We start from the raw sequence: 20,288 nt of genomic DNA, 5'->3' as shown, positions 1-20,288 counted from the left end.
CCCGCCCGTCCTCATCCCCGTTCAGCAACTCCGCACCGAAGAAGGGTCACGGCAGAGACGATGACACCGAAGACGAAGGCGGCCGCAGACGGCAGCGGTCTGGTCGAGATGGCCTGGGATCCGATCACCCGGATCGTGGGCAGCCTCGGCATCCACACGAAGATCGACTTCAAGCAGAAGCGGGTCGCGGAGTGCTACAGCACCTCCTCGGTCTTCCGCGGGTACAGCGTCTTCATGCGCGGCAAGGACCCCCGTGACGCGCACTTCATCACCAGCCGCATCTGCGGGATCTGCGGGGACAACCACGCGACCTGCTCCGTGTACGCGCAGAACATGGCCTACGGGGTGAAGCCGCCCCACCTCGCCGAGTGGATCATCAACCTGGGCGAGTCCGCGGAGTACATGTTCGACCACAACATCTTCCAGGAGAACCTGGTCGGGGTCGACTACTGCGAGAAGATGGTCCGCGAGACCAACCCCGGCGTGCTGGAGCTGGCCGAGCGCACGCCCGCCCCGCACGCCGGGGAGCACGGCTTCAAGACCATCGCCGACATCATGCGCTCCCTGAACCCCATCGAGGGCGAGTTCTACCGCGAGGCGCTCCAGGTCAGCCGCTACACGCGGGAGATGTTCTGCCTGATGGAGGGGCGCCACGTGCACCCCTCGACGCTGTACCCGGGCGGCGTCGGCACGATCGCGTCCGTCCAGCTCTTCACGGACTACATGAGCCGCCTGATGCGGTACTGCGAGTTCATGAAGCGGGTGGTGCCGCTGCACGACGACCTCTTCGACTTCTTCTACGAGGCCCTGCCGGGCTACGAGGAGGTCGGCCGGCGCCGGGTGCTGCTGGGCTGCTGGGGCGCGCTCAACGACCCGGAGCACTGCGACTTCACGTACGCCAACATGACCGACTGGGGACGGAAGATGTTCGTCACCCCGGGCGTGGTGGTGGACGGCAAGCTGGTCACCAACGACCTCACCGAGATCAACCTCGGCATCCGCATCCTGCTGGGCAGCTCGTACTACGACGACTGGGAGGGCCGGGAGCAGTTCGTCACCCACGACCCGCTCGGCAACCCGGTCGACCCGCGCCACCCGTGGAACCAGCACACCATCCCGGCTCCGCAGAAGCGGAACTTCGACGACAAGTACAGCTGGGTGATGTCGCCCCGCTGGTTCGACGGCAAGGACCACCTCGCGCTGGACACCGGCGGCGGCCCCATCGCCCGCCTGTGGTCGACGGCCCTGTCCGGGCTCGTCCACACCGACTACGTGCAGGCCACCGGGCACAGTGTCGTCATCACCTTGCCCCGGACGATGACCAAGCCCGAGACCCGCTTCGAGTGGAAGATCCCGAAGTGGAGCAACGCGCTGGAGCGCAACCGGGCCCGTACGTACTTCCAGGCGTACGCCGCCGCGATCGCCCTGCACTGCGCCGAGAAGGGCCTGGCCGAGGTCCGCGCCGGGCGCACCCAGACCTGGGAGAAGTTCGAGGTGCCGGACGAGGGCCTGGGCGTCGGTTTCACCGAGGCCGTGCGCGGGGTCCTGTCGCACCACATGGTGATCCGCGACGGCAAGATCGCCAACTACCACCCCTACCCGCCGACCCCGTGGAACGCGAGCACCCGCGACACGTTCGGGACGCCCGGGCCGTACGAGGACGCGGTGCAGAACACCCCGATCTTCGAGGAGAACACCCCGGAGAACTTCAAGGGCATCGACATCATGCGCGCGGTGCGCAGCTTCGACCCGTGCCTGCCGTGCGGGGTCCACATGTACGTGGGCGGCGGCAAGACGGTCAAGACGATGCACGTCCCCACCGGCCTGAGCGGACTGGGCGGATGAGCGCCCCGGCCGACGCCCGGCAGGCGGGGCAGCGGGTGGAGGAGGTCCTCGACCGGCTCGCCGCCACCGGCGACCGGGAGGCGTGCGCGGCGGCGGAGGAACTGGTCCGCGTGCTCATGGACTTCTACGGGGCCGGGCTCGCCCGGATCGTGGAACGGCTCGGCGCCGAGGGCGGCGGCGGGCTCCCCGGCGGGCTGCTCGACGACGAGCTGGTCGCGAGCCTGCTGGCCCTGCACGACCTGCATCCCGAGGACGTGCACGCCCGCATCGCGCGGGCCCTGGACGCCGCCGGCGACCCGGTGGAGCTGATCGGTTTCGACGAGGCCACCGGGGTCCTGCGGCTGCGCCCGGCGCCCGCGGGCTCCGGCTGCGGCTGCTCCTCGGGGGCCGGTTCGGCAGCCGGTTCGGGTGCGCCGAAGGCGGTCGAGGACACCCTTGCCTGCTTCGCGCCGGAGGTGACCCGGGTGGAGCTGGCTGCCGCCGCGGCTCCGCAGCCGGCCCTGCTCCAGATCTCCGCCCGCCCGCCGGCCCCGGCGCGGGTGCCGTGAGCGGGCCCGTCACGGGCCGCTCCGCGCAGGCCGCCCCGCGCGGCCTGCGCCGGTTCACGGGGCCTCGCCCGCCCCGCCCCGAGACGTGTGAACTGTGCGGGGCGGTGGTGCCGGAGGACGGCCACCGCCACCTCGTGGAGACCGAGCGGCGGGCGCTGGTCTGCGCCTGCACCGCCTGCGCCCTGCTGTTCGACCGGCCGGGCACCGCGACCGGGCGGTACCGGGCCGTCCCGGACCGCTACCTCACCGATCCGGGTCACCGGCTCGACGACAACGCCTGGGAGCTCCTGCAGATCCCGGTCGGGGTCGCGTTCTTCTTCCGCAACGCCGCGCTCGACCGGCTGGTCGCCCTCTACCCGAGCCCGGCCGGAGCCACCGAGAGCGAACTCGACCCCGAGACCTGGCAGACCGTACTCGGCGCCAGCCGGCTGGCCGCGCTGCTCGAACCGGACGTGGAGGCCCTGCTGCTGCGCCGCTCCGAGGGCCGCACCGAGTGCCATCTGGTGCCGATCGACATCTGCTACGAGCTGGTGGGGCGCATGCGCCTGCTGTGGCAGGGCTTCGACGGCGGGGCCGAGGCGCGGGCAGCGCTGGACGCCTTCTTCGCGCAGGTCGCCCGGCGGGTCAAGGTCCCGGCCGGGTCCACGTCCGGGCAGGGGGCGCTGGGGTCATGACGGCGACGACGGACTTCACCTTCACCTGCACGGGCGTGCGGGCCGACGCCTACGCGGCCGGGCCCACCCTCGTGTTCCGGCTCCGCGTCACCGCCGGCGCGGGCGTCCGGGTGCACGCCCTGGCCCTGCGCTGCCAGCTGCGGATCGAGCCGGCCCGGCGGGGCTACGCGACCGCCGAGGCCGAGGGGCTGGCGGACCTGTTCGGCGCCCGCTCCCGGTGGGGCAGCACGCTCCAGCCCGTGCAGTTCGCGCAGGTGTCGGTCATGGTGCCCAGTTTCACCGGGGAGACCGAGACCGACCTGGTCGTGCCCTGCACGTACGACATGGACATCGCGGCGACCCGCTACTTCAACGCCCTGGAGGACGGCGAGGCCCCGCTGCTGATGCTGTTCTCCGGGACGGCCTTCACGGGTGACGGAGGCTTCCGGGTCGAGCCGGTGCCCTGGGACCGGGAGGCCTCGTACCGGATGCCCGTCGCGGTGTGGCGGGAGATGGTGGAGCAGCACTTCCCGGGCTGCGGCTGGCTGCGGCTGCCGCGCGACGCCATGGAGGAGCTGCTCGCCTACCGTTCGCGGCACGCGCTCTCCTCCTGGGAGGCGACCGTACGGTCCCTGCTCGGCGCGGCCGCCGGCACGGAACCCCCGTCCGAGGGGCCCGCCTGGGCGGGCGCGGTCCTGCCGCGTGCGGCGGAGAGGGCGGCGCCGTGACCACGACGACCCCGGCGGCGACGGCCGCCGACGCCCGCTTCGCCACCGCCCGGCAGGTGGCCGACGCCGTCCTGTTCGAGGGGTACGTGCTCTACCCGTACCGGGCCTCGGCCGCGAAGAACCGGCTGCGCTGGCAGTTCGGCGTGCTCGTGCCGCCGGCCTGGGCGCCCGCGCAAGGGGAGCACTCCTTCCAGCAGACCGAGATCCTGATGGAGCCCCGGGGCGCGGCGACGCTCGCCCTCGAGCTGCGGTTCCTGCACGCGCAGCGTCGTACGGTCCAACGGGCCGAAGCCGACGGCTCGTTCACCGAGACCGGTGAACTGCACCTGGAGGACCGGGTGCTGGTCCCGTGGGACGAGGGGACCGAGGAACGGGTCGTGCACGAGGTCCCCGTCGCCGCGCTCGCGGGCGACGGGATCGTGCTGCCGTTCTCCCGGCCCGCGCGCGAGGACACCGAGGCGGTGGTCGACGCCGACGGCCGGACGGTGGGCCGGCTGGTGCGGCGCACCGCCGAGGTCAACGGCGAGGTACGGCTACGGGCCGCCGAACTCGCGGGCCCGTACCGGGTGTCGAGACTCACCGCGGTGGTGGAGAACACCAGCCCGTGGGTCCCGGACGGTGCGGGCGACGCGCGCGAGGCGGCTCTGCCCCGGTCGCTGGTCGCCGCCCACCTCCTGCTGGGGCTCGACGCCGGTTCCTTCCTCTCGATGACGGACCCGCCCGAATGGGCCAGGAGCGCCGTCGCCGACTGCGCCAACCGGCACACCTGGCCCGTCCTGGCGGGCGAGGACGGCCGCGCCGACGTGGTCCTGTCCTCCCCGATCATCCTGGAGGACCACCCGGCCATCGCACCGGAGAGCGCCGGCGCCATGTACGACGCCCTGGAGATCGACGAGATCCTCACCCTGCGCACGGCGGCCCTCACCGACCGGGAGAAGCGCGAGGCCCGCGGTACGGACCCCCGGGCGGCCGCGGTGATCGACCTCGCGGAGTCCATGCCGCCCGAGGTCCTGGAGCGGCTGCACGGGGCCGTCCGGGCCCTGCGCGAGGTCACCGGCGAAGGACCCCCGGAGATCCGTGAACTCCCGCCCGAGGAAGCGGTGTTCAGCCCGGACACGCCCTGGTGGGACCCGGCCCGGCCGGACGCCCTGGACCCGGTGCCGGACCGGATCCCGATCGACGGGGTCCAGGTCGGCGTGGGCAGCCGGGTGCTGCTGCGCCCCGGCCTGCGGCCCACCGACGCCCAGGACCTCTTCCTGCGGGACCGCCCCGCGCTGGTCGAGGCGGTCCTGCACGACGTGGACGGCGGAGTGCACCTCGCCGTCACGGTGGAGGGCGACCCCGGCGCCGACATCCGGCGCGAACAGGGCCGGTTCCTGTACTTCCAGCCCGACGAGGTCACCCCTCTGGAGGACGCGTGAGCGGCGCCACCCTGGTCGCGGGCATCGGCAACGTCTTCCTCGGCGACGACGGCTTCGGCGTCGAGGTGGTGCGCGCCCTGTCCGGGCACCCGCTGCCCGGGCACGTCGAGGTGGTGGACTTCGGGGTGCGCGGGGTCCACCTGGCCTACCAGCTCCTCGACGGCTACGACACGCTCGTCCTGATCGACGCCGCCGCCCGCGGCGGGGCCCCCGGCACCGTGTACCTGATCGACGCCGGGGAAGCGGGCTCCGGCCCGCCCGGCGGCGCCGTGCTCGACGGCCACCACATGTCGCCGGACGCCGTACTGGCCCTGCTGGGCACCCTGTGCGCCGGTACCGGCTCGACGCCGCCCCGGCGCACCCTGGTCGTCGGCTGCGAACCCGCCTCGGTCGAGGAGGGCATCGGGCTGAGCGCCCCGGTGGCCGCCGCCGTGCCGGAGGCCGTACGGACCGTCCTGGAGCTCGTCGGGGAGGCCCCGGGCGCCGGGGCCGGCCCGCACGTCGAGACCACCGCGCACACCGAGACCACCGCGGACACCGCGCACACCGCGCGCGAACTGAGGAGAACCCCATGAAGAAGGCCTTCGTCGGCGGAGCGGCGGCCGCCGCCCTCGTCGCCGTGCTCACGCAGCTGCTCCCCGACATCCGGCGCTACCTCCGCCTGCGCAGGATGTGACGTCCGGGTCCGCCCGCCGGTCTTCCGCCCCGGCGCCCCCGAATGGCGTACGGGGCGCGCGGGGCGTCGGCGTGCCCGACCGCGCCGCCCCGGTCCTGCCGCTGTAATGAGCCCGGCAGGACGGAGTCCCGATGCACGAGATGTCGATCGCCATGGCCGTCGTGGGCCAGGTGGAAGAAGCCGCCGAGGCGGGCGGAGCGAGCGCCGTCACCCTGGTCCGGCTCCAGGTCGGTGAGCTCGCCGGTGTGGTGCCGGACGCCCTGGCCTTCTGCTTCGAACTGGCCTGCGCCGGCACCCTCCTCGAAGGGGCCGAGCTCGTCACCCTGTCCGAGGCGGCCCGCGCCCGTTGCGCGGCCTGTACGACGCAATGGGCGGTCGGCATGCCGCCGCGACTGTGCTGTCCCGGCTGCGGGCTGGCCACCGACGTGGAGCTGCTGTCGGGCCGCGAGCTGCGGATCCTCAGCGTGACCTGGGAGGACGACCCGGGCGGTGGCCTCGACCGTACCCGCGAACCGATCTCCGAGGAGGCCTGAACCCATGTGCCGAGTGGTGGACTTGCAGCAGGCGGTGCTCGCCAAGAACGACCTCGCCGCGCAGGTGCTGCGCGCCGAACTCACCGCCCGCGGAACGACCGTGGTCAACCTGCTGTCCAGCCCGGGCAGCGGCAAGACCGCGCTGCTGGAACGCGAGCTGCTGCTCGCCCGGGAGCGGGGCGTGCCCGTGGCGGCGCTGACGGCGGACCTGGCCACCGAGAACGACGCGGTGCGGCTGGCCCGTTCCGGCGTACCGGTCAAGCAGGTGCTCACCGACGGCCTGTGCCACCTGGAAGCCGGGATGATGGGCCGTCATCTGGACGGGTGGCTGCCGGAGGAGACCCGGCTGCTGTTCGTGGAGAACGTGGGCAACCTGGTATGTCCGGCCTCGTACGACCTCGGGGAATCCCTGCGGGTGGTGCTGGCCTCGGTGACCGAGGGCGAGGACAAGCCGCTCAAGTACCCGACGGCTTTCGGGCTGGCCCAGCTGGTGGTCGTCACCAAGACCGACATCGCGGAGGCCGTCGAGTTCGACGAGGCCGCCTTCCGCCGGAACGTGCAGCAGGTCAACCCGGGTGTGGAAGTGGTGCTGACCTCGGCCCGCGCGGGTACGGGAGGGGGTCTCCTGCTGGAGCGGGCCCTGGCCGTCGGCGCGGGGGCGGCGGCGCACGCCCCGGTCATGGCCCGGGCGGCGCAGGGGCACACCCACGGACACGGGCACGACCACACGCACGGCGACGGTCACGTGCACGACCACGACGGGCACGAGGGGCACGGGCACGAGGGGCATGACGGGCAGGACCACGACGGACACGGCCCCCTCCACGGCCACGTCCCCGGTCACGCGCAGCCCGATCCGGACCGCCGCCCGCCCGCCCACCACGGCTCCGTGACGCAGACCCGCTGATGGAGGCCGTCCAGCGCCGCCGGATCACCGTCCGCGGCGTGGTCCAGGGCGTCGGCTTCCGCCCGTACGTGTACACGCGCGCGACCGGGCTCGGCCTCGCCGGGCACGTCTCCAACACGCCCGAGGGCGTCGTCGCCGAGGTCGAGGGCGCCCCGGAGGCGGTGTCGCGGTTCTGCGAGCGGCTGGCGGCGGACGCGCCGCCGCTGGCCGTCGTGGACGCGGTCGACCACTGCGAGGTGCCCCTCACGGGCGGCTCCGGCTTCACCATCGTCGCCTCCCGCGGCGGGGGTCCCGCCCGGACGCTGGTCTCCCCCGACACGGCGACCTGCGCCGACTGCCTCGCCGAACTCGCCGACCCCGCCGACCGGCGGCACCGCCACCCCTTCATCACCTGCACGCACTGCGGGCCCCGCTTCACGATCGTCACCGGGCTGCCGTACGACCGGGCCCACACCACCATGGCCGGTTTCCCGATGTGCCCCGACTGCGCCCGCGAGTACGCCGACCCCGCCGACCGGCGCTTCCACGCCCAGCCGGTGGCCTGCCCGGCCTGCGGGCCCCGGCTGCTGCTGCTGGCCGGGCGGCCGCCCCGCGAGGTGCCCGGTGCCGATCCCGTCGCCGGGGCCCGCCGGCTGCTGGCCGAGGGGGCGGTCCTCGCGGTGAAGGGGCTCGGCGGCTACCACCTGGCCTGCGACGCCTCCCACGCCGGCGCCGTGGCCGAGCTGCGCCGCCGCAAGGGGCGCGACGCCAAGCCCTTCGCCCTGATGGCCCGTGAGCTCGCCGACGTCGAGCGGCTCGCCCTGGTCGGCGCCGAGGAGCGGAGCCTGCTCACCGGCGGGGTCCGCCCGATCGTCCTGTTGCGCCGTCGCCCCGGGACACCGGGCGCGGGCGGCGTGGCTGACGGGGTGGCCCCGGGCAGCCCCGACCTCGGGGTGATGCTCCCGTACACCCCGGTCCACCACCTGCTGCTCGGCCTGCCGGGTGACCCGGAGGGGCCCCGCCTGCTGGTCATGACCAGCGGCAACCTCTCGGGCGAGCCCATCGTCACGGACGACGCCGAGGCGCTGGAGCGGCTCGGCGGCCTCGCCGACGCCTGGCTCACGCACGACCGCCCGATCCACGTGCCCTGCGACGACTCCGTGGTGCGGGTGTGCGAGGGAGAGCCGCTGACCGTGCGGCGCTCGCGCGGGTACGCCCCGCTGCCGGTGAAGCTGCCGGTGGAGGTGCCCGCCGTCTTCGCCGCGGGCGGCGACCTCAAGAACGCCTTCTGCCTGGGCGAGGGCCGCCTGGCCTGGCTGTCCGCGCACATCGGCGACATGGACGGCCTCGCCACCCAGGACGCCTACGGCCGCGCCCAGCGGCAGCTGGAGGCCGTCACCGGCGTCCGTCCCGTGCTGCTGGCCGCCGACCGGCACCCCGGCTACCGCTCCGGCCGGTGGGCGCGGGACCACGCCGACGGGCGCCCGCTGGTGCGGGTCCAGCACCACCACGCCCACGTCGCCTCCGCGATGGCCGAGCACTGTCTCGACGGTGCCCGGCGGGTGATCGGCGTCGCCTTCGACGGCACCGGGTACGGGGACGACGGCGCCGTCTGGGGCGGTGAGGTCCTGCTCGCCGACTACTCCGGGTTCACCCGGTTCGCGCACCTCGCCTACGTCCCCCTGCCGGGCGGTGACGCCGCCGTGCACCGGCCGTACCGGATGGCGCTGTCCCACCTGCGGGCCGCCGGGCTCGACTGGGCGCCGGACCTGCCCTGCGCGGCCGCCTGTCCGCCGGACGAACTCCGGGTCCTGGCACGCCAGCTGGAACGGGACCTGAACTGCGTCCCCACCTCCAGCATGGGCCGGCTCTTCGACGCCGTCTCCTCCCTGGCCGGTGTCTGCCACCGCTCCGGGTACGAGGCCCAGGCCGCGATCGAGCTGGAGGGCGCCGCGCTGGCGGCGGGCCCCGGGGCCGGTGGTCCCGGGTACGCCTTCGGCCTGCGCGAGCCCGCCGGGGGCGACGCCGGGGGGCCGGTCGTGGCCGACCCGGGGCCCGTACTGGCCGCGGCGGCGGCCGATGTACGGGCGGGCGTGGACCGGCCGGTGATCGCGGCGCGCTTCCACGCCGGGGTCGCCGCGCTCGTCGGCGTGCTGTGCGGGCTCGCCCGCGAGCGGCACGGCCTCGACACCGTGGCCCTGACCGGCGGGGTCTTCGCCAACACCCTGCTCTCCGCGGTCTGCGCCCGCGACCTGCGCGAGCGCGGCTTCACCGTCCTGCGGCACCACCGCGTCCCGCCGAACGACGGCGGCCTGGCCCTGGGCCAGCTCGTGGTCGCGGCCGCAGCGGGGGCCGCGCGCGTCACGGACCACCCACAGCAAGGAGAAGCCCATGTGCCTCGCGGTACCCGGCAGAGTGCTTGAGATCGGGGAGAGGGACGGCACCCGCATGGCCACCGTCGACTTCGGCGGTGTGCAGAAGGAGGTCTGCCTGGAGTACCTGCCGGACCTCCAGGTCGGCGAGTACGCCATCGTCCACGTGGGTTTCGCCCTGCAACGACTGGACGAGGAGTCGGCCCGGCAGACCCTGGAGCTGTTCGCGCAACTCGGCATGCTCCAGGAGGAGTTCGGAGATCCCTGGGAGATGGCGGCGGAGGCGGGCGGCGCACCCTGGCCGTTCACCGACGACGAGCCCGCCGGGGCCACCGAGGACCCGGAGGGCACGGCGCACGCCGGGGCCCGGCAGGAGGAGATCCCGCAGTGAAGTACATCGAGGAGTTCCAGGACCCGGAACTGGCCCGCAGGCTGCTCGACGACATCCACGCCACCGTGACCCGGCCCTGGGCCCTGATGGAGGTGTGCGGCGGCCAGACCCACACCATCATCCGGCACGGGATCGATCAACTCCTGCCCGATCAGGTGGAGTTGATCCACGGGCCGGGCTGTCCGGTGTGCGTGACCCCGCTGGAGGTCATCGACAAGGCGCTGGAGATCGCCTCCCGCCCCGACGTGATCTTCTGCTCGTTCGGCGACATGCTCCGCGTCCCGGGCACCGGGCGCGACCTGTTCCAGGTGCGCAGCGAGGGCGGCGACGTACGGGTGGTGTACTCCCCGCTCGACGCGCTGAAGGTCGCGCAGCAGAACCCGGGGCGGGAGGTGGTGTTCTTCGGGATCGGCTTCGAGACGACGGCGCCGCCCAACGCCATGACGGTGTACCAGGCGAAGAAGCTCGGCATCCGCAACTTCAGCCTGCTGGTCTCCCACGTGCGGGTCCCCCCGGCGATCGAGGCGATCATGCGCTCGCCGAGCTGCCGGGTGCAGGCCTTCCTGGCCGCCGGGCACGTGTGCAGCGTGATGGGGACGGGCGAGTACCCGGAGCTGGCCGCGCGCCACCGGGTGCCGATCGTGGTGACGGGCTTCGAGCCGCTGGACATCCTGGAAGGCGTACGGCGCACCGTGCGGCAGCTGGAGCGCGGCGAGCACACCGTCGACAACGCGTACGCGCGCGCGGTCCGCCCGGAGGGGAACCCGGCGGCGCTCGCGATGCTGGAGGACGTCTTCGAGGTCACCGACCGGGCCTGGCGCGGCATCGGGGTGATCCCGGACAGCGGCTGGCGGCTGTCGCCGCGCTACCGGGAGTACGACGCCGAGCACCGCTTCTCGGTGACCGGCATCACCACCTGCGAACCGGCCGCGTGCCGGGCCGGCGAGGTCCTCCAGGGGCTGATCAAGCCGAACGAGTGCGAGGCCTTCGGGACCGTGTGCACTCCGCGCAATCCGCTGGGCGCCACGATGGTGTCGAGCGAGGGCGCGTGCGCGGCGTACTACCTCTACCGGCGGCTGGACCTCCCGGCCGCCGCGCCCGCCGCTTCCGCTCCGACCGCGCCGCTGGAGGCGAGCCCCGTTGCGTGACACCGCACAGCCGCACCCGACCCGCCCGGAAACCGCAGGGTCCGGGGCCGCGCTCGACATCACCGGCTGGACCTGCCCGGCCCCCCTGCGCGACCGCCCCCGCGTGGTGATGGGACACGGCGGCGGCGGCGCGCTCTCCGCCGAGCTGGTCGAGCACCTCTTCGCCCCGGCGTTCGGCGGTGAGGTGCTGGCGCAGCTCGGGGACGCGGCGGCCGTCACGCTCGGCGGGGTCCGCCTCGCGTTCTCCACCGACTCGTACGTGGTGCGGCCGCTGTTCTTCCCGGGCGGTTGCATCGGGGACCTGGCGGTCAACGGCACGGTCAACGACCTGGCCATGAGCGGGGCCCGGGCCGCCTACCTGTCCTGCGGGTTCATCCTGGAGGAGGGTGTGGAGATCTCGGCGGTGGCGCGGGTGGCCGAGGCCATGGGCGCGGCCGCGCGGGCCGCCGGGGTGGAGGTGGCCACCGGCGACACGAAGGTCGTGGAGTCGGGGCACGGCGACGGCATCTACGTCAACACCTCCGGGATCGGGCTCGTGCCCCAGGGCGTGGACCTTCGGCCGCAGCGCGTCGTCCCGGGTGACGTCGTGATCGTCAGCGGCGAGATCGGGCTGCACGGGGTGGCGATCATGAGCGTGCGCGAGGGCCTGGAGTTCGGCGTGGACGTCGAGAGCGACTGCGCGGCCCTGGGCGGTCTCGTGCAGAGCATGCTCGCGGTCACCCCGGACCTGCACGTCCTGCGCGATCCGACGCGGGGCGGTCTGGCGGCCTCCCTGAACGAGATCGCGGCCGCCTCCGGCACCGGTGTCGTCCTCCACGAGTCGCGCGTACCGGTACCGCCGGCCGTCGCCAACGCCTGCGCGATCCTCGGCCTGGACCCGCTGTACGTGGCCAACGAGGGGAAGCTCGTCGCCTTCGTGCCCCGGGAACACGCCGAGGCCGTGCTCGACGCCATGCGCGCCCACCCGCTGGGACGCCGCGCCGCGGTGATCGGGGAGGCCGTCGAGGCCCACCCGGGGATGGTCGTGGCGCGGACCGGCCTCGGCGGCACGCGGGTGGTGGACCTGCCGATCGGGGAGCAGCTGCCGCGCATCTGCTGAGCGGGCCCCCCGAACCAGGCTATGCCCGAAGGGGGTTGGGGACGGGGGAAACGGGGTCCGTCGAGGTGCGGGCCCCGCCCGGGAACGGTTTTCCAGGCGGTATCCGCGTGCGGGGGCCCGCCGGCAAACCCAACCTGCCCGGCGTGTCGGCCAGTTGTCCGGAAATCCGCTCATTCGTGAGGAGCACGAGAGGCACCCTGAGGGATGATTCGCCCGGCCTTCGCTTGGCCCAGGGTGGGCAGGGAAACGTCCTTCTCCGAAAGGAACGGCCCTTCGTGCGCATGCAACGCATCGCCCCCCTGCTGGCCACCGCCGGGCTCGTCGCCACCTCCCTCCCCCTGCTCACCGCGACCGGGGCCGCCGCCGCGCCGGTCCCCGACTATGGTCCGCAGAAGCCCGCTTGGCACCGCTGCAGCACCGAGCAGCCGGCCTCGTTCGAGTGCGCGACGCTCACGGTGCCCCTCGACTACCGGCAGCCCCGCGGCCGCACCATCGACATCGCCATATCCCGGATCAAGGCCGACAAGCCCGCGGGGCGGCACGGGGTCCTGCTGCTGAACCCCGGCGGTCCGGGCGGCCCCGGACTCAACCTGCCCCTGGAAATGCGGGAAGCGCTGCCGGAGGAGCTCAGGGGGAAGTACGACCTGATCGGCTTCGACCCGCGGGGGGTCGGGACCAGCAGTCCGGTCAGCTGTGGGCTGGCCCCCGAGGAGGAGAACTTCCAGCGGCCGTACCGGCCCGAGACCTTCCCCTCCGACGTGGCCTGGGCGCGTACCGTCGCGGACAAGTGCCGCGAGAAGGCCGGTTCGGTCCTCCCCCACATCACCACCCGCAACACGGCCCGGGACATGGACGCGATCCGGGCGGCGCTGGGCGAACGGAAGATCTCCTACCTCGGCTACTCGTACGGGACCCACCTCGGCTCGGTGTACACGCAGATGTTCCCCGATCGCACCGACCGTTTCGTGCTCGACAGCGGCGTCGACCCGCAGCGGGCCTGGCGCGGCATGTTCCAGGTGTGGGCCACGGAGGCCGAACCCGCCTTCGCCCGCTGGACGCGCTGGACGGCGGAACGCGACGGGGAGTTCGGGCTGGGCGCCACCCCGGCCGCGGTGTCCGCGTCCTTCTGGGACCTGGTGGCGCGGGCCGACCGGGAGCCCGTCGAGTTCGAGGGGGTGAAAGTGACGGGGGATGACATCCGCACCCTGCGCGGGCTGTTCTTCTCCCCCGCGCAGGCAGCGCCCCTGATCGCCGCGCTCAAGGCGGCCGCCGAGGGCACGCCCCGCCCGCCGGGCCTGACCGTACCCGACCTGAAGAAGGCGCTGGAATCCGCCCGGCACGCCGCTCCCACGGCGTCGCGCGTCGCGAACGCGCCCGAACCGCCCGCGGACAACAGCAGCGCCGCGTTCTGGGCCGTGGTCTGCGGGGACACCGCGGCCTGGCCGCGCGATCCGGGGCAATACGCGCGCGACGCGGCCCGGGACAAGGCGAAGTACCCGCTGTACGGAGACATGGCCTCGAACATCAAGCCCTGCGCGTTCTGGCAGCGTTCGGTGGAGGGGGCCACGCCGATGACGAAGCACGCGAACGTCCTGACGGTGCAGAACGAATGGGACTCGCAGACGCCGCTCGTCAGCGGCCAGGGCCTGCACCGCGCCCTGAAGGGTTCGCGGATGGTCCTCGCGCGGGGCGGCGAGGGCCACGCCGTGTACCTCGCCGATCCCCTTTCCTGCGTGACCGCCCCGGTCAGCGCCTACCTGGCGACGGGCCGGCTGCCGGCGAAGGACATCACCTGCCAGAGCCCGCCGGCCCCGGCGGAACGCCGTGAGGCGCTGCCGGCGCCGGCGCCGTCACCGTTCCCGTCCGGCCCGCGCTTCTGACCCGTCGGATCCGCCCGCTCTGACGCCCGCGCGCCCGGCGGGCACGCGCTCGCCCGGACCCGCGCTCAGGCGGGCAGCGCCGCCTCGGCGGCCGCCTTGATGCGGCCGCCGAAGGCGGGGGCGTCCTTGCGGGCGGCGCCCACGGCGAGGCCGACGAGGAGCTTGCCCAGCCCGTGCCCTTCGAGGGTGTTGAAGATCCGGACCCGGGTGCGGCCGCCGGGCAGGGGTTCCAGGTCGTAGCCGCCCTCGGCCGTCACGAGGTTCTTGCTCTGCTCGCTCCAGCGCATCAGGCCCGGCGCTTCGAGGGCGGTGATGCGGAACTCCCGGCCCGTCTTCATGCCGGCGTCCTTGACCCTGCTCCGGAAGACCGTGCCGACGGCGGTCGGACCGTCGGGGACCTTCGTGATCTCCTGGACGCGCGGGCTGAACTCCGGGTCGTGGCGGCCGTCGGCCAGATAGGCGAACACCGCCTCCACGGGCCGGTCGATCTCGACGGTCGCCTCGAACTGTCCGCCCATGTGCCGCTCCTTCGCCGTACGTCCACCGCGTCGTCCCGCGCGGTCACGGTTGCCCTACGCGGTCACGATTCCAGACCCGTACGCTCCGCGCGCGCCAGCAGCCCCGCGAGCAGCACCTCCAGCGTCTCGCGGAGGGTGTCGGTGAAGTCCAGGCGCAGTACGGCCAGGTCCGGGTCCTCGGCGTAGGCCGCCAGCATCGCGGCGGAGGGATGTGCGTGGGCCCACACCGCGCCGGTGACCATGAGCGCGCCGGCGACGAAACGGAAGGCGTCGCGCTCCCCCAGCACGGGGAGCTGGGCCGCGAGCAGGGCCGCCAGGGCGCTCGCCTGGGCGATGGCGGACCGCTTGTACCGGGCGGCGACCTGCGGGGAGACGTTGCGTTCCAGGACGGCGGCCTGGGCGCTGATGAGGTCGCACAGGACCGGCCGCTCGGCCAGGGCGCGCGCCAGGCAGCCGGCGAGCCGGTCGGGGCGCCCGGCGGGCGGTACGGCGTCGAGCTCCCCGGCGAGGGTCTGCTCCAGGTGGCCGACGAGTTCCGCCGAGGCGGCGGCCAGGAGTTCCAGCAGGACGTCCTCGCGGGACTCGAAGTAGCGCAGCACGTTGGATTTGGCGAGGCAGACCCGGCGGCTGAGCTCGTTCAGGGTGACCTGGGCGACGGGCATCTCGGCGAGCATCCCGGCGGCGGTGTCGAGGATCGCCTGGCGGCGGGCGGCGCGCTGCTCCTCGCTGCGGGCCCGCTGGAACTTCGAGGGAATGGACACGCGCCCAGCGTACAGACCTGCGGTCTGTTGTTATCAGACCAGCGGTCTGCTAGCTTCGGAGGAGAGCAGCAGACCACCGGTCTGTTATTTTCGCGCCGACCGACCCCGTGCTGCCGCCGCCCTCAAGGAGCCGTCATGTACGCCGTTCCCGACCAGTCCGGAAAGTTCGTCGTCGTCACCGGCGCCAACAGCGGCACCGGCAAGGAGGCGGCGCGCCGTCTCGCGGAGGCGGGCGCCCGCGTGGTGCTGGCGGTCCGCACTCCCGCCAAGGGCGAGCGGGCCCGCGCGGAGATCCTGGCCCGCCACCCGCGGGCACGGCTGGAAGTGCGCCGGATCGACCTGGCCGACCTCGCCTCGGTCGCCGCCTTCGCCGACGGGATCCTCGCCGACGGCACCCCCCTCGACCTGCTGGTGAACAACGCGGGGGTGATGGCCCCGCCGGCCCGGATGACCACGGCCGACGGCTTCGAGCTCCAGTTCGGCAGCAACTTCCTCGGCCCGCTGGCCCTGACCGTACGGCTGCTGCCCGCGCTGCTGGCGGCCCCCGCCCCGCGCGTGACCACCATGAGCAGCGGCACCGCCAACTTCGGCCGGGTCGACTTCGACGACCTCCAGTACGAGCGGCGGCGCTACCACCCCATGCTGTCCTACGCCCAGTCCAAGCTGGCCGACCTGATGATGGCCCGGCACCTGGCCGAGCTCGCGGCCGACCGGGACTGGCCGCTGCGGAGCACCGCCGCCCACCCCGGCTACACGAAGACGAACCTGCAGACGGCCGGAGCCAGCCTCGGCCGGGGGAAGCCGTCCCGGCTGCACCGCCTCGTGAGCACCCTCGACTTCCTTCCGAAGCAGGAGGTCCGCCCCGGCACCGAGCCCCTGCTGTACGCCGCGACCAGCCCGGACGCGGCCGCGGGCGGCTACTACGGGCCGGGCGGGACGTTCGGCCTGGTCGGCCCGGCCACCGAGGCCCGCATCACGCGCCGCGCCCTGGACCGCGGGGCCAACGCCCGCCTCTGGGACCGGGCGGAAGCCCTCACCGGCGTCCGGGCGCTCGGCGTGGAGCGCTGACGCCGGGGACGGTCAGCCGAGCAGGGCGTAGACCGTGGAGGCCTTGGCGGCGGGTTCGTCCGCGCCGTCCGGGGTCATGGTGACGTCGGCGAAGGCCATCCGCTTGCCGAGTTTGGTGACGCGTACGTCGATCAGCACGTCGGCGCCGGTCACGGGCCGCTGGAAGCTCGTGGACTGCTGGACGGTGGTCATGGGGCCGTACCCGCCGCGCGCGGCGGAGATCGCGACGACGGTCGCGGTGTCGGCGGCGGCCATCAGAGCCTGCCCGCTCAGACCTCCGCCGTCCCGGGCCAGGGAATCGGACCAGGGCAGCCGCAGCACGGCGTGCCGGGTGCCCGTCTCCTCGACGGTGAGGCCGAGGGCCAGCACCCAGGGGGCGAAGTTGTCGGCGAGGATCCTGTCGGCTTCTGCCGGTGTCAGCGTCACCCGAGGATTGTGGCGGCCCGGGCGGGCCGCCACAACACCGTTGCCCCGAAAGGGGCTTCGGTCAGAGGGTGGCCGCCAGTTCGGTGCCCTGGCGGATGGCCCGCTTGGCGTCGAGTTCGGCGGCCACGTCCGCACCGCCGATGAGGTGGGCCTCGACCCCGGCGGCGCGCAGCTCCTCGTACAGGTCTCGGCGGGGCTCCTGGCCGGTGCACAGGACGACCGTGTCGGCGGGAACCAGGCGCGGTTCGCCGTCGACGGTGATGTGCAGGCCCTCGTCGTCGATCCGCTCGTACGTCGCTCCGGCGACCGAGACCACGCCGCGGTGCTTGAGCTCCGCGCGGTGGATCCATCCGGTGGTGGTGCCGAGGCCGCTGCCCACCTTGGTGGTCTTGCGCTGGAGCAGGTGCACCTGGCGCGGCGGGGCGGGGCGTTCGGCGGCGGTGAGGCCGCCGGGGCCCGCGTAGGCGGTGTCGACGCCCCAGTGCCGGAAGTAGACCTCGGGGTCCTGGGCTGCGCCCTCCCCGCTGTCGGTCAGGAACTCGGCGACGTCGAACCCGATGCCGCCCGCGCCGACGACCGCGACGCGTTCGCCGACGGGGGCTCCGTCACGCAGGACGTCGAGGTAGCTGACCACGTTGTCCCGGTCCACGCCCTCGATGGCGGGGGTGCGGGGGGTGACGCCGGTGGCGACGACGACCTCGTCGTAGTCGCGCAGGGCCGCCACGTCCGCCGGGGTGTTCAGCCGGACCTCGACGCCGCTGTCCACGAGCTGGGTGCCGAAGTAGCGGATGGTCTCCTCGAACTCCTCCTTGCCCGGGATGCGGCGGGCGACGTCGAGCTGGCCGCCGATGCGGCCGGAGGCCTCGTAGAGGGTGACGGCGTGGCCGCGCCCGGCGGCGGAGACGGCGCAGGCGAGGCCGGCCGGACCGGCGCCGACGACGGCGACGCGCTTCTTCAGCCGGGTCGGCGCGAGGACGAGCTCGGTCTCGTGGCAGGCGCGGGGGTTCACCAGGCAGGTGGTGATCTTGCCGCTGAAGGTGTGGTCGAGGCAGGCCTGGTTGCAGCCGATGCAGGTGTTGATGGTCTCGGAGCGGCCGGCGGCGGCCTTGGCGACGAAGTCGGCGTCCGCGAGGAAGGGGCGGGCGAGGGAGACCAGGTCGGCGCGGCCGTCGGCGAGCAGTTCCTCGGCGACCTCGGGGGTGTTGATGCGGTTGCTGGTGACGAGCGGCACGCTCACCGCGCCCATCAGCCGCTTCGTGACCCAGGTGTAGGCGCCGCGCGGTACGGAGGTGGCGATGGTGGGGATGCGGGCCTCGTGCCAGCCGATGCCGGTGTTGATGATGGTGGCGCCCGCGGCCTCGACCTCCTTCGCGAGGTGGACGACCTCGTCGAGGGTGGAGCCGCCGGGGATCAGGTCGAGCATGGACAGGCGGTAGACGAGGATGAAGTCCTCGCCGACGGCCTGGCGGGTGCGGCGGACGATCTCCAGCGGGAAGCGCACGCGGTTCTCGTACGCGCCGCCCCAGCGGTCGGTGCGCCGGTTGGTCGCGGCCGCGATGAACTCGTTGATCAGGTAGCCCTCGGAGCCCATGATCTCGACTCCGTCGTAGCCGGCGAGCTTGGCGAGGCGGGCGGCGCGCACGAAGTCCTCGACGGTCCGCTCGATCTCGATGTCGGAGAGCTCGTTCGGGACGAAGGGACTGATGGGGGCCTGGAGGGCGCTGGGGGCGACCAGGTCCTTGTGGTAGGCGTAGCGGCCGAAGTGGAGGATCTGCATGGCGATCTTCCCGCCCTCGGCGTGCACCGCCTCGGTGATCACCCGGTGCTCGGCGGCCTCTTCCTCGGTGGTCAGCCGGGAGCCGCCCTCGAAGGGGCGTCCGGCGTCGTTCGGGGCGATGCCGCCCGTGACGATCAGGCCGGCGCCGCCGCGGGCGCGCTCGGCGTAGAAGGCGGCGAGGCGCTCGAAGCCGCCCTGGTGCTCCTCCAGGCCGGTGTGCATCGAACCCATGATCACGCGGTTCGGCAGGGTGGTGAAACCGAGGTCCAGGGGGCTCAGCAGGTGCGGGTACCGGCTCTGGGAACTCATGGGGGGCGCCTCCTCGCGCGGGGGTGATGAACCTGTTCTAGCGAGGGGCAGCCGGTTTTGCAACTAGGTGCATAAACAGATGGGGGCGGTTCGGACACCGGAACCCGCCACCACGGGCCCGCCCCTCCCCCGCCTGTGGCGCAGTTCACGGCCCCGATAGCCTCGGGATCATGGAAGAGCGGCGCACGGTGACGGTGGACGGGGTGCGGCTGGCGTACGAGGCGGCCGGTCCCGCGGACGGCGACCCGGTGCTCCTGCTGCCCGCACTGGGCGAGACCGCCGCGCACTGGTCCCCCGTACGGGACGAACTCGCCCGGGAGCGCCGGGTCTACGCCCTGGACCTGCGCGGGCACGGCCGCAGCGCGCGGACGGAGCGGTACTCGCTGGAGCTGATGCGGGACGACGTGCTCGGGTTCCTCGACGCCCTGGGCCTGGACGCGGTGGACCTCGTGGGGCATTCCGCGGGCGGGGCCGTGGCCTGCCTCGTCGCGCAGGAACAGCCCTGGCGGGTCGTCCGGCTCGTACTGGAGGACGTACCGGACCTGCGCCCCCGCGAGCCCGTGGCCCCGGTGCGGCCCGAGGGCGACCTGGACTTCGACTGGGCGATGGTCCTCGCGGTACGGGCCCAGCTGGACCGGCCCGATCCCGCCTGGCGGGAGGGGCTCGGACGGATCACGGCCTCGGCCTCGCGGACCTCCTCGACGACTACTGGGTGACCGTGGAGATCGGCTTCGTCCTGCGGGAGGACCCGGACCCGGTGGCGGTCCGGGCCCTGTGGGAGGGCTACCGGAAGCGGCTGGAGGCGCCGGTGGTCGCCGGGGCGATCACCTACTCGCTCTGGGTCGAATGGTTCGAGGACCACACCACCTCGGAGACGGCCTTCGCCGAGGTACTCGGCAACGACCGCGACCGGCTGCTGCCCGGCGCACCGGAAGCCCTGCTGCGCCGGGCCCGCCGCGTACTGGAGTCCTCCGGACCGGTCCCCTGGCCCGCGAAGGCCGCCACCTACCGGGCCGCCGCCCGCGTACCCGCCCTGCACCACGCCCTCTTCCGGGCCGTCCTGCTCTGCTACCACGACGTGTACGGGGACCTCGACCCCGCCGAGGGCCTCGCGCTCCTCGACGGGCTGGACCTCCCCCCGGACACGGAGCACCTGGCCGCGCTGCGCACCGTACTCGCCGCCGGGCACCGGGGGCACCACCGGACGCCGGAGGCGTGGGACGCGGCCCTGGAGCGATGACGGTCCCGG

The 20,288-nt window shown here is 73.8% G+C and carries 21 protein-coding genes; 17 read left to right on the top strand and 4 right to left on the bottom strand.

From position 1 onward, the window contains the following. Nucleotides 1–60 precede the first annotated feature (60 nt). The 14 genes from AC07B0_RS24030 to AC07B0_RS23965 all read left to right on the top strand — a co-directional run bounded on the left by AC07B0_RS24030 (nucleotide 61) and on the right by AC07B0_RS23965 (nucleotide 14,180). Complete coding sequence (locus AC07B0_RS24030) at nucleotides 61–1,845, top strand: nickel-dependent hydrogenase large subunit (protein WP_356879120.1); 1,785 nt, start codon at nucleotides 61–63, stop codon at nucleotides 1,843–1,845. After that, nucleotides 1,842–2,393, top strand: coding sequence for a hypothetical protein (locus tag AC07B0_RS24025; protein WP_356879118.1), 552 nt, complete (start codon nucleotides 1,842–1,844; stop codon nucleotides 2,391–2,393). Before AC07B0_RS24030 ends, AC07B0_RS24025 begins: the two co-directional genes overlap by 4 nt. Then, complete coding sequence (locus AC07B0_RS24020) at nucleotides 2,390–3,067, top strand: DUF5947 family protein (RefSeq protein WP_478898899.1); 678 nt, start codon at nucleotides 2,390–2,392, stop codon at nucleotides 3,065–3,067. The genes AC07B0_RS24025 and AC07B0_RS24020 overlap by 4 nt, the downstream gene beginning before the upstream one ends. Then, nucleotides 3,064–3,774: a DUF6084 family protein gene (locus tag AC07B0_RS24015; RefSeq protein WP_478898898.1), complete on the top strand. Its 711-nt coding sequence runs from the start codon at nucleotides 3,064–3,066 to the stop codon at nucleotides 3,772–3,774. Before AC07B0_RS24020 ends, AC07B0_RS24015 begins: the two co-directional genes overlap by 4 nt. Then, on the top strand, nucleotides 3,771–5,195 hold the full coding sequence (locus AC07B0_RS24010; RefSeq protein ID WP_469382778.1) for a hypothetical protein: 1,425 nt from the start codon (nucleotides 3,771–3,773) through the stop codon (nucleotides 5,193–5,195). Before AC07B0_RS24015 ends, AC07B0_RS24010 begins: the two co-directional genes overlap by 4 nt. Further along, a complete protein-coding gene (locus tag AC07B0_RS24005; RefSeq protein ID WP_356879110.1) occupies nucleotides 5,192–5,770 on the top strand; it encodes a hydrogenase maturation protease in 579 nt (192 codons plus the stop codon). Before AC07B0_RS24010 ends, AC07B0_RS24005 begins: the two co-directional genes overlap by 4 nt. Then, a complete protein-coding gene (locus AC07B0_RS24000; RefSeq protein ID WP_388893799.1) occupies nucleotides 5,767–5,871 on the top strand; it encodes a DUF6893 family small protein in 105 nt (34 codons plus the stop codon). Before AC07B0_RS24005 ends, AC07B0_RS24000 begins: the two co-directional genes overlap by 4 nt. Nucleotides 5,872–6,002: 131 nt before the next feature. Then, nucleotides 6,003–6,404, top strand: a complete 402-nt coding sequence (locus AC07B0_RS23995) for a hydrogenase maturation nickel metallochaperone HypA/HybF (protein ID WP_469382779.1) — start codon at nucleotides 6,003–6,005, stop codon at nucleotides 6,402–6,404. 4 nt (nucleotides 6,405–6,408) lie between these two features. Beyond that, nucleotides 6,409–7,311, top strand: a complete 903-nt coding sequence (hypB, locus tag AC07B0_RS23990) for a hydrogenase nickel incorporation protein HypB (RefSeq protein WP_469382780.1) — start codon at nucleotides 6,409–6,411, stop codon at nucleotides 7,309–7,311. Beyond that, the gene (hypF, locus tag AC07B0_RS23985) at nucleotides 7,311–9,713 is read left to right on the top strand and encodes a carbamoyltransferase HypF (RefSeq protein ID WP_478898897.1); all 2,403 of its coding nucleotides are present in this window, start codon (nucleotides 7,311–7,313) and stop codon (nucleotides 9,711–9,713) included. The genes hypB and hypF overlap by 1 nt, the downstream gene beginning before the upstream one ends. After that, nucleotides 9,682–10,053 carry a HypC/HybG/HupF family hydrogenase formation chaperone gene (locus AC07B0_RS23980; RefSeq protein ID WP_478898896.1) on the top strand — a complete coding sequence of 124 codons (372 nt, stop codon included), beginning with the start codon at nucleotides 9,682–9,684 and terminating at the stop codon, nucleotides 10,051–10,053. The genes hypF and AC07B0_RS23980 overlap by 32 nt, the downstream gene beginning before the upstream one ends. After that, the gene (gene hypD, locus AC07B0_RS23975; protein ID WP_356879100.1) at nucleotides 10,050–11,201 is read left to right on the top strand and encodes a hydrogenase formation protein HypD; all 1,152 of its coding nucleotides are present in this window, start codon (nucleotides 10,050–10,052) and stop codon (nucleotides 11,199–11,201) included. The genes AC07B0_RS23980 and hypD overlap by 4 nt, the downstream gene beginning before the upstream one ends. Further along, on the top strand, nucleotides 11,194–12,300 hold the full coding sequence (gene hypE / locus AC07B0_RS23970) for a hydrogenase expression/formation protein HypE (RefSeq protein WP_356879098.1): 1,107 nt from the start codon (nucleotides 11,194–11,196) through the stop codon (nucleotides 12,298–12,300). Before hypD ends, hypE begins: the two co-directional genes overlap by 8 nt. 281 nt (nucleotides 12,301–12,581) lie before the next feature. Beyond that, the gene (locus AC07B0_RS23965) at nucleotides 12,582–14,180 is read left to right on the top strand and encodes an alpha/beta fold hydrolase (RefSeq protein WP_478898963.1); all 1,599 of its coding nucleotides are present in this window, start codon (nucleotides 12,582–12,584) and stop codon (nucleotides 14,178–14,180) included. A 65-nt stretch (nucleotides 14,181–14,245) separates the two neighbouring features. Here AC07B0_RS23965 and AC07B0_RS23960 read toward each other — a convergent pair whose 3' ends face one another. Both AC07B0_RS23960 and AC07B0_RS23955 read right to left on the bottom strand, forming a co-directional pair. Next, nucleotides 14,246–14,698, bottom strand: a complete 453-nt coding sequence (locus tag AC07B0_RS23960; protein WP_356879096.1) for an SRPBCC family protein — start codon at nucleotides 14,696–14,698, stop codon at nucleotides 14,246–14,248. Nucleotides 14,699–14,760: 62 nt separating this feature from the next. Beyond that, nucleotides 14,761–15,453 (bottom strand): TetR/AcrR family transcriptional regulator, encoded by a 693-nt coding sequence (locus tag AC07B0_RS23955; RefSeq protein ID WP_356879143.1) that lies wholly within the window; start codon nucleotides 15,451–15,453, stop codon nucleotides 14,761–14,763. 141 nt (nucleotides 15,454–15,594) lie between these two features. Between AC07B0_RS23955 and AC07B0_RS23950 the strand changes: the two genes are divergently transcribed. Further along, a complete protein-coding gene (locus AC07B0_RS23950; protein WP_478898895.1) occupies nucleotides 15,595–16,527 on the top strand; it encodes an SDR family oxidoreductase in 933 nt (310 codons plus the stop codon). A 12-nt stretch (nucleotides 16,528–16,539) separates the two neighbouring features. Here AC07B0_RS23950 and AC07B0_RS23945 read toward each other — a convergent pair whose 3' ends face one another. After that, a complete protein-coding gene (locus AC07B0_RS23945) occupies nucleotides 16,540–16,953 on the bottom strand; it encodes a PaaI family thioesterase (protein WP_469382785.1) in 414 nt (137 codons plus the stop codon). 61 nt (nucleotides 16,954–17,014) lie between these two features. Beyond that, nucleotides 17,015–19,039, bottom strand: a complete 2,025-nt coding sequence (locus tag AC07B0_RS23940; RefSeq protein ID WP_478863889.1) for an oxidoreductase — start codon at nucleotides 19,037–19,039, stop codon at nucleotides 17,015–17,017. Between the two features lie 170 nt (nucleotides 19,040–19,209). Here AC07B0_RS23940 and AC07B0_RS23935 point away from each other — a divergent pair, with 170 nt between their 5' ends. Then, nucleotides 19,210–19,755, top strand: a complete 546-nt coding sequence (locus tag AC07B0_RS23935) for an alpha/beta fold hydrolase (protein ID WP_478898894.1) — start codon at nucleotides 19,210–19,212, stop codon at nucleotides 19,753–19,755. Next, nucleotides 19,752–20,279, top strand: coding sequence for a hypothetical protein (locus tag AC07B0_RS23930; protein ID WP_478898893.1), 528 nt, complete (start codon nucleotides 19,752–19,754; stop codon nucleotides 20,277–20,279). Before AC07B0_RS23935 ends, AC07B0_RS23930 begins: the two co-directional genes overlap by 4 nt. Nucleotides 20,280–20,288: the final 9 nt, after the last annotated feature.

The sequence above is a fragment of the Streptomyces sp. NPDC044704 genome (genome assembly GCF_056433525.1).
This window is presented reverse-complemented; position numbering and strand designations above follow the sequence as displayed.